Source organism: Chitinimonas sp., from assembly GCF_036568685.1.
Lineage (GTDB): Bacteria > Pseudomonadota > Gammaproteobacteria > Burkholderiales > Chitinimonadaceae > Chitinimonas.
Map to the genome: position 1 here is coordinate 1 of NZ_DATCSC010000075.1, position 7,510 is coordinate 7,510.

The 7,510-nt window shown below is 65.6% G+C and carries 6 protein-coding genes; 1 reads left to right on the forward strand and 5 read right to left on the reverse strand.

The window, feature by feature from the left end:
• Positions 1-331: 331 nt before the first annotated feature.
• The 5 genes from glnT to arsC form a co-directional block, all read right to left on the reverse strand.
• On the reverse strand, positions 332-1,693 hold the full coding sequence (gene glnT, locus VIM95_RS11845; RefSeq protein WP_331985901.1) for a type III glutamate--ammonia ligase: 1,362 nt from the start codon (positions 1,691-1,693) through the stop codon (positions 332-334).
• A 101-nt stretch (positions 1,694-1,794) separates the two neighbouring features.
• On the reverse strand, positions 1,795-3,012 hold the full coding sequence (locus VIM95_RS11850) for a winged helix-turn-helix domain-containing protein (RefSeq protein WP_331985903.1): 1,218 nt from the start codon (positions 3,010-3,012) through the stop codon (positions 1,795-1,797).
• 92 nt (positions 3,013-3,104) lie between these two features.
• Complete coding sequence (locus tag VIM95_RS11855) at positions 3,105-4,130, reverse strand: hypothetical protein (protein ID WP_331985905.1); 1,026 nt, start codon at positions 4,128-4,130, stop codon at positions 3,105-3,107.
• A 9-nt stretch (positions 4,131-4,139) separates the two neighbouring features.
• Entirely contained in the window at positions 4,140-4,679 is a 540-nt protein-coding gene (locus VIM95_RS11860; RefSeq protein WP_331985907.1) for a hypothetical protein, read from the reverse strand.
• A gap of 117 nt (positions 4,680-4,796) precedes the next feature.
• The gene (arsC, locus tag VIM95_RS11865; RefSeq protein ID WP_331985909.1) at positions 4,797-5,153 is read right to left on the reverse strand and encodes an arsenate reductase (glutaredoxin); all 357 of its coding nucleotides are present in this window, start codon (positions 5,151-5,153) and stop codon (positions 4,797-4,799) included.
• 180 nt (positions 5,154-5,333) lie between these two features.
• Here arsC and VIM95_RS11870 point away from each other — a divergent pair.
• Positions 5,334-7,510, forward strand: a 2,177-nt coding sequence (locus VIM95_RS11870) for a YgiQ family radical SAM protein (protein WP_331985911.1), incomplete at its 3' end; no start/stop codon positions are given.

Genomic DNA, 7,510 nt, shown 5'->3' on the forward strand with positions numbered 1-7,510 from the left:
AGCCGCCTACGCCCATGCCATCGCCCACGGCGCGCAAGCGCTCAAAACCCCCGAGGCCAAGCCTTGGGGTCAGGTGGTCGGCTACGTGCGCGACCTCAACGGCTATCTGGTGGAAATCTGCTCGCCGGTCAGCGGCTGAGCCGGGGCCTTTCGCAGGACGCAATCCCCGCAGAGCACTACGCCGTGGTTGTAAGCCCCTGAAGGGGCAACAACCACGCAGTCGCGGCGGCGAGGGCGGGGGAGTAGGCGATACGAAAGCGAAGGCGCAACTGAGTACCAACTGCCGGATGCTCTATTACCCGCCCAGTTTCCTGAGTCGGCCGAGCGATCGCTAGAAAAAGTCGGCGTAGCGCTTACGCTCCCAATCCGAGACATGGCGTGAGTATTCCACCCACTCCATCCGCTTGAGCCGTACGAACTCGTCCACAAAGTCCTGCCCCAGTACTTCGGCCAGCACTGTGTTGCGCGCCAGCGCGTCCACCGCCTCGCCCAGGTTCTGCGGCACATAGGCGATGCCGGCCTGGGCGAGCTGCTGCGCGTCGTACTCGTACAGGTCGTCGTCCACCTTGCGGCCCGGTTGCAGCTGGCGGTCTATGCCGTCTAGGCCGGCGGCGATCAGCGCGGCGGTGACGAGATAGGGGTTGGCACCCGCATCGGCCAAGCGCCATTCAATACGGCCGCCGGGGCAGCGGGCCAGCACCGTGCGGTTGTCGCCGTAGGCGATATAGGCCGGCGCCCAGGTCGCGCCGGAGAGCGAGTTGCCCACCACCAGCCGCTTGTAGCTGTTCACCGTCGGTGCGCACAGGGCGGTCAGGGCTGGGGCGTGGTGCAGTATGCCGGCCAGGAAGTGGTAACCCAGCTGGCTCAGCTCGTAACCGTTGGCGTCCGCCTTGTCCTCGAACAGGTTGGTACCGGCCGCATCGGCTATCGATACATGAAAGTGCAGGCCAGACCCGGCCCGGTCCGCAAAGGGCTTGGGCATAAAGCTGCACAGCATGCCCAGCTGCTCAGCCGCAAAGCTCGCCGCCATCTTGAAGTAGATATAACGGTCGGCGCTGCTCAGCGCATCGCTATACACATAGTTGATTTCATACTGGCCTGGCGCGTCCTCGTGGTCGATCTGGTACACATCGGCACCCACCGCCGCCATGGCCTCGGTCACCTGTTCCAGGAACTGCCGGTTGGCACTACGGCTCAGGCCCTTGTAGTCGTAGCTGGCCTTGTCCAGCACATCGAGCTCGTCGGCGGGGCGGTAGTCGCCATCGGCGGTACGCTTGAGGAGGATGAACTCCGGCTCCAGCCCGGTATTCAGCGTCCAGCCACGCTCGCTTAGGCGCGCCAGCTGGGTCTTGAGCAGCACGCGCGAACACAGCGGGTGCGGTTGGCCATGCACATGGCCGTCGCCCACCACCCGCGCATAGCCCTTGAGCCAGGGTACCGGCGCGAGCGTCGCCAGGTCGGCGCGGGCGTAGTAGTCGCCACCGTTGCGGGCGATGCCCGTACCCCAGATCGCGTAGCCCGAAAAGCCCGCCCCGGTGTGGGTAATCATGTCCAGGTGGCGCGCCGGCACCACCTTGGTCTTGGCCGCGCCGTGGATGTCCACGAACTGCGCCAGGAGGTAGTCGATCTGATTGTCCTTCAGCCACTGCTGGGCTTGCGCCAGCGCCGCCTGCTTGCCTTCGTCCCTCGCCATGCTGCACTCGTCTTCTTTGTGATCGGTGCGGCATCCTAACCGGGCAAGTGGGGGCTTGAGAACGGGCGGCGAGGCTAACTCAGCTATCGAAGGAACCGATATCAGTCGCCAGCCATCAATGCCGCCGCCATTCCACCCGGTGCCTCACCCACCGTAAAACGCCCCGTGCCATGCCATTCCGCACAGCGCTGTATCGCCGTGCGCACATCCTCCACCAGCCGTTGGCTCTGCCGCACGCCGGGCTCCAGGTAGAGCGCCTTCACCTCGAAGACACCCTCCTTGCGGTGCGCCTTGGCGTCCAACCGCCCCACCAGCTTGCCGCGGCTCAGTATGGGCAGCACAAAGTAGCCGTACTTGCGCTTGGGCGCCGGGGTGTAGCACTCCAGCCGGTAGTCAAAGTCGAACAGCTCCACCGCCCGCTTGCGGTCCCATACTACCGGGTCAAAGGGCGAGAGCAGCGTGTTCACGGTCGACTGCAGCTTGCCCGCCTCGGCCTCTGCGAGCAGCGGCGCCAGCTCGCGGTGCACATAGGCGTCGTGTTTGCTGTCCTCTATCCGCACCGGTATCAGCTCACCGGCATCGGCCAGCGCATGTAGCGCCGCCTCGTACTTGCCGCGCTTGAGCCGGTAGTAGTCGGCTACCCAGCCAGCCTTCACCACCCCCAGCGCCTGGCACGAACGGCGCACCATCTCGGCCTGTGCCGCTGCCGGCGTAGGCAGGTCGCGCGCATCGTCCCAGTGCGGAATCACCCGCTCGGCCAGGTCGTAGATGCGCTGGAAATTGCGGCGCTCGGCCACCATCAGCCGGCCAGCGGTGAACAGCACCTCCAGGTGCCGCTTCTCCGGCTTCCAGTCCCACCAGCCGCCGCCCTTGGCACCGCCCTGGCGCTCGAAGTCGGCAGAGCGCACCGGTCCGCGCTCGCGTATCTGCGCGATCAAGGCTTCGATCTCCGCCTTGTGCGTCTCCATCCAGCGCACCGAGAACTTCCAGCCCATGCCCGCCGGGTCCAGCATGCGGTGGCGCAAGAGGCCATAGTCCCGCGTCGGCACAAAGCAGGCTTCATGCGCCCAGTACTCGTAAATACTGCCCTCGGCCAGAGTCTGCTCCAGCCAGTTCGGGTCGTAGCTGCCCAGCCGGCTGAACAGTACCAGGTAGGGGCTGCGCGCCACCACGTGGATGGTATCGATCTGCAAGAGCGCCATGCGCTTGATGGCGGCCAGCACGTCGGCCTTCACCGCTTTCCGCCGCGGTGGCCGCAACAGGCCCTGGGCGGCAAGGTGGAGGGCTCGGGCGCTGGCGAGGGAGAGGTGGTGGGTCATGCCGCAAGCTTACCGTTTGCACGCCACCAAAGTCATCGGGCCGGGTACGCGCTACGCATACCCGGCCCGATCGCCCATCCTGCTTGCGGTGCTTAACCGGCCAGGCAGGCGCCGTCGCGGTTACAGCTGGCGACAAAGGTACCGCCACGCTCACAGCTCACAATGTAGCGCTCGGTCCACTCTTCCTTGGCCACCAGCCAGGCGCCGGAGCCCACACAACCTTGCAGCTTGGCCAGTTGTTCCACCTCGTAGGACCAGGGGCCCTGCTTGGCCTTGCTCGGGTCAAAGCCCAGGGCCTGTGCCGAGGCATTGCTCACGGTGACCGGTGCGGGCGCGGCAGCCGCAACTGCCACCTTGGCAGGCGCGGCGACCGCAACCGGGGCCGGTGCTACAGCGACTGGCGCGGCCACGGGGGCTGCAACGGCAACAGCGGCGGGTGCCGGGGCTGCAGCCACAACGGCTGGAGCTGCTTGGGCAGGTGCCACCGCCAGGGCGGTCACGCTCACCGCGGCTTGTGGGCTGGCGCCCTCAAACTGCGGGCTCGCCTTGCTCAGGCTGTCGCGGAACTGCTTGATCGCCTCGGCCGAGGCACGCCGCGCCGCCAGCGGGTAGTCCTTCACAAACTCGCTGAACTCGGCATGGCCCTTGCCGCTGACCGTGCCCTCCCAGCGCTTCGCCCCCTGGCGGTCCACCACCTGGGTATCAATCGTCAGCTGAAAGTCGGTCGGCGGCCAGGTCATGATGCTGCTCGACGAGGAGGTCGTGCTCAAGGTCGGGATCAGCACAAAGTCCACGTCAGCCTGCTGCTGCGCTTCCTTGGGGGATGCCACAACGCGCACCTTCTGGAACACCTCGGACAGCGACTGGTAGAGGGCCACCTCCAGGTCGCGGTAGGGGAAGTAGCTGATCTTGTCGCCGCCGCCGCCGGGTGTTTCCACCTGTTTGGCACGGTTTTCCGGCGAGATCACGTACGCCACCTGCTTCTCGATCTTGGTACCGCCCACCGGGCCGCGGATCGCCTCGGGTGTCGGGCTGATCACGATGGGGTGGGCGCAGGCACCCAGCAGCAGGGCCAGGCCCGCCAGGCAAGGCGTCTTCAGGCGTGCAATGTTCAACATGGTCTCCTCCTAGCGCGTTGCCGCGACAAAGTCCTGGTCGTCGTACAGCGCAGCCAGCAGGCGCTGGATCAGCAGCGGGTAGTTGTTCATCGCGGCCGGGATCGCAATCGGGCCGGCAAACGACGATTCCCACTGGCTTTCGACTGTCTTCTGCTTGTTGTAGGTTTCCTGGTCCTGCTTCTTCACCGTGAAGCGGGCGCTGACCTTGCCATGGCCGGTGGAAAATCCGCTCGCGTCCACATCGTTCTCCAGCAACTCGCCGCTGATCACCGTGCTGGCATCGGCATTGAGCTTGTTGGCCAGCCGGAGCTCCTGGGCCAGGGCGTCCTTCAGGTAGTCGCCATAGCCGGCGCCCACCGGCGAAGTCATGCTCGAACCGCGCAGGCCGATGCTGTTGAGCTTGTCCTGGGCGACCTTGATCTCGCCGACCTTGGCCGGCTGCATGGTTTCCAGCTTGGAGAGGTTGGCAATGGCGGGGCTGTAGGGCGGTGCCTTGGTGGCGCAGGCAGTCAGGGCCAGGGCGGCCGATAGCGCGTAGAGGCGGCGCATGGAGAGTCTCCCAAGTATGGTTTTATAGGTATTCCCGCCAGGCACTGAGTTCAGGCCTGGCGGCGAGCGGGATCATAGCCGGGGAGGGGTGGGCAGCCTATATATTCCTGCCGGCCCTTAGCGCGAAAGCAACACCAGCACCGCCTCCGGCGGCCGGCCTAGGACGGCGCGTTCGCCCACAACCACGATGGGCCGCTCGATCAGGCGGGGGTGGGCCACCATGGCCGCCAGCAGCTCCGAACGGCTGCGCGCCGGGTTGGCCAGGTCCAGTGCCGCGTATTCATCTTCCTTCTGCCGCATCAGCTGGCGCGGGTCGGTAAAGCCCAGCTGGCTCAGCAGCCGCTCCAGGGTCACCACGTCGGGTGGCGTCTCCAGGTAGTAGACCACCTCGGTTTCAACGCCCTGTTGTTCCAACAGGGCCAGGGTCTCGCGGGATTTGCTGCAGCGGGCGTTGTGGTAGATGACGGCGTTCATGGCAGATCAGGGGTGAGGGATAGGCCGCCAGTGTACCGCGCCTGCCGTTGGCAACTGGTCGGGCTAAACCCTTGCAGCACTTGGTGCTATTGCCTATCTCAATGAAATCAAACAGTTTTTGCAGACTTGGGCGGTCATTTCTGAGAAAATCACCGATTGCGCCAAGTTTTTGATCGAACCATGTCTGACAGCCCCAAGCCCATCTTTGAACTGCCCGCCGGTGTAGAGCCGCGCCGGCCTGCGCCCATGCTGCCCATGAGCCGCGCCGAGATGGATGCCCTGGGCTGGGACGAGTGCGACGTCATCCTGGTCAGCGGCGACTGCTATATCGACCATCCGAGCTTCGGCATGGCCCTGATCGGCCGCCTTTTGGAAGCGCAGGGCCTGCGCGTGGGCGTCATCGCCCAGCCGGCCTGGGACAGTGCCGAAGCCTTCAAGGCGCTGGGTAGGCCGCGCCTCTTCTTCGGCGTCACTGCCGGCAATATGGATTCGATGATCAACCGCTACACGGCTGATCGCAAACCCCGCTCCGACGACGCCTACACCCCGCACGGCGCGCCGGACAAGCGCCCCGACCGCGCCGTCACCGTCTACTCGCAGCGCTGCCGCGAAGCCTACCCCGGTGTGCAGATCATGATCGGCGGCATCGAGGCCAGTCTGCGCCGCATCGCCCAGTACGACTACTGGAGCGACAAGGTGCGCCAGTCCGCCCTGATCTATTCCAAGGCCGACATCCTCTTGTTCGGCAACGCCGAGCGCGCCCTGGTCGAGGTCGCCCAGCGTGCCGCCGCCGGCGAGAAGCTGCGCGATATGCGCGATATCCGTGGCACCGCCTTTATCGCCCCGCAAGGCTGGCGGCCGGATGCCGAATGGAGCCAGGAAGATTCCAGCACCGTGGATACCCCGGGCCGGGTCGATGCCCATCCGGACCCGTACGCCATGGAGCCCGAAAAACCCAAGCAGATCGCTGGCGAAGTCCTGCCCGAGGGCGTGCAGCCCATCCGCATCCTCAGCAAGGCCGAGCGGGTCCGCGCCAAGTTGAACGCCCGCGCCAAGACCGTGATCCGTATTCCCGCCTACGAGATGGTGGCGAACGACCCGGTGCTGTACGCCCATGCCAGCCGGGTGCTGCACCTGGAGAGCAACCCCGGTAACGCCCGCGCCCTGGTGCAGCAGCACGGTGACCGCGACGTCTGGATCAACCCGCCGCCCATCCCGCTCACCACGCCCGAGATGGACCATGTCTTCGGCCTGCACTACGCCCGCAACCCCCACCCGAGCTATGGCAACGCCCATATCCCGGCCTGGGAGATGATCCGCTTCTCCATCAACATCATGCGTGGCTGCTTTGGCGGCTGCACCTTCTGCTCCATCACCGAGCACGAAGGCCGCATCATCCAGAGCCGCTCCGAGGAATCCATCCTCACCGAGATCGAAGAGATCCGCGACAAGACCAAGGGCTTCAAGGGCCATATCACCGACCTGGGCGGCCCCACCGCCAATATGTACCGGCTGGCCTGCAAAGACCCCAAGATCGAGTCCGCCTGCCGCAAGCTCAGCTGCGTCTACCCCGGCATCTGCGAGAATCTCAATACCGACCACGCGCCGCTGATCCAGCTCTACCGCAAGGCGCGCGCCATACCGGGGGTCAAGAAGATCACCATCGGTTCTGGCCTGCGCTACGACATCGCCGTGCGCTCGCCCGAATACGTCAAGGAACTGGTCACCCACCACGTCAGCGGCTACCTAAAGATCGCGCCCGAGCACACCGAGGAAAACGTGCTCAGCAAGATGATGAAGCCCGGCGTGGACGCCTTCGAGCGCTTCCGCGAGTTGTTTGACCGCTTCAGCAAGCAGGCCGGCAAAGAGCAGTACCTGATTCCCTATTTCATCGCCGCCCACCCGGGCACCAGCGACGAGGACATGCTCAACCTCGCCATCTGGCTGAAGAAGAACAATTTCCGTCCCGACCAGGTGCAGGCCTTCACGCCCACCCCCATGGCCATGGCGACCACCATGTGGCACACCCGCCGCAACCCGCTCAAGAAGGTCAGCCGCAGCTCCGAGATCGTCGACAATGTCCGCGACGCCTACCGCCGCAAGCTGCACAAGGCCTTTTTGCGCTACCACGACCCCAAGCACTGGCCCATCCTGCGTGAGGCGCTGACCAATATGGGTCGCACCGACCTGATCGGCGGTGGCGCCCACTGCCTGGTGCCTTACCCCACGGCCGAGGAGCGCAAGCAACAGGCCCAGAAGGGCAACGCCCGCGGCGGCGGCGGCCCCGGCACCCCGGGCCACATCAACGCCCCGCGCCAACCCAGCCGCCAGCCCAATCTGCGCGGCGGCAAGGGCAA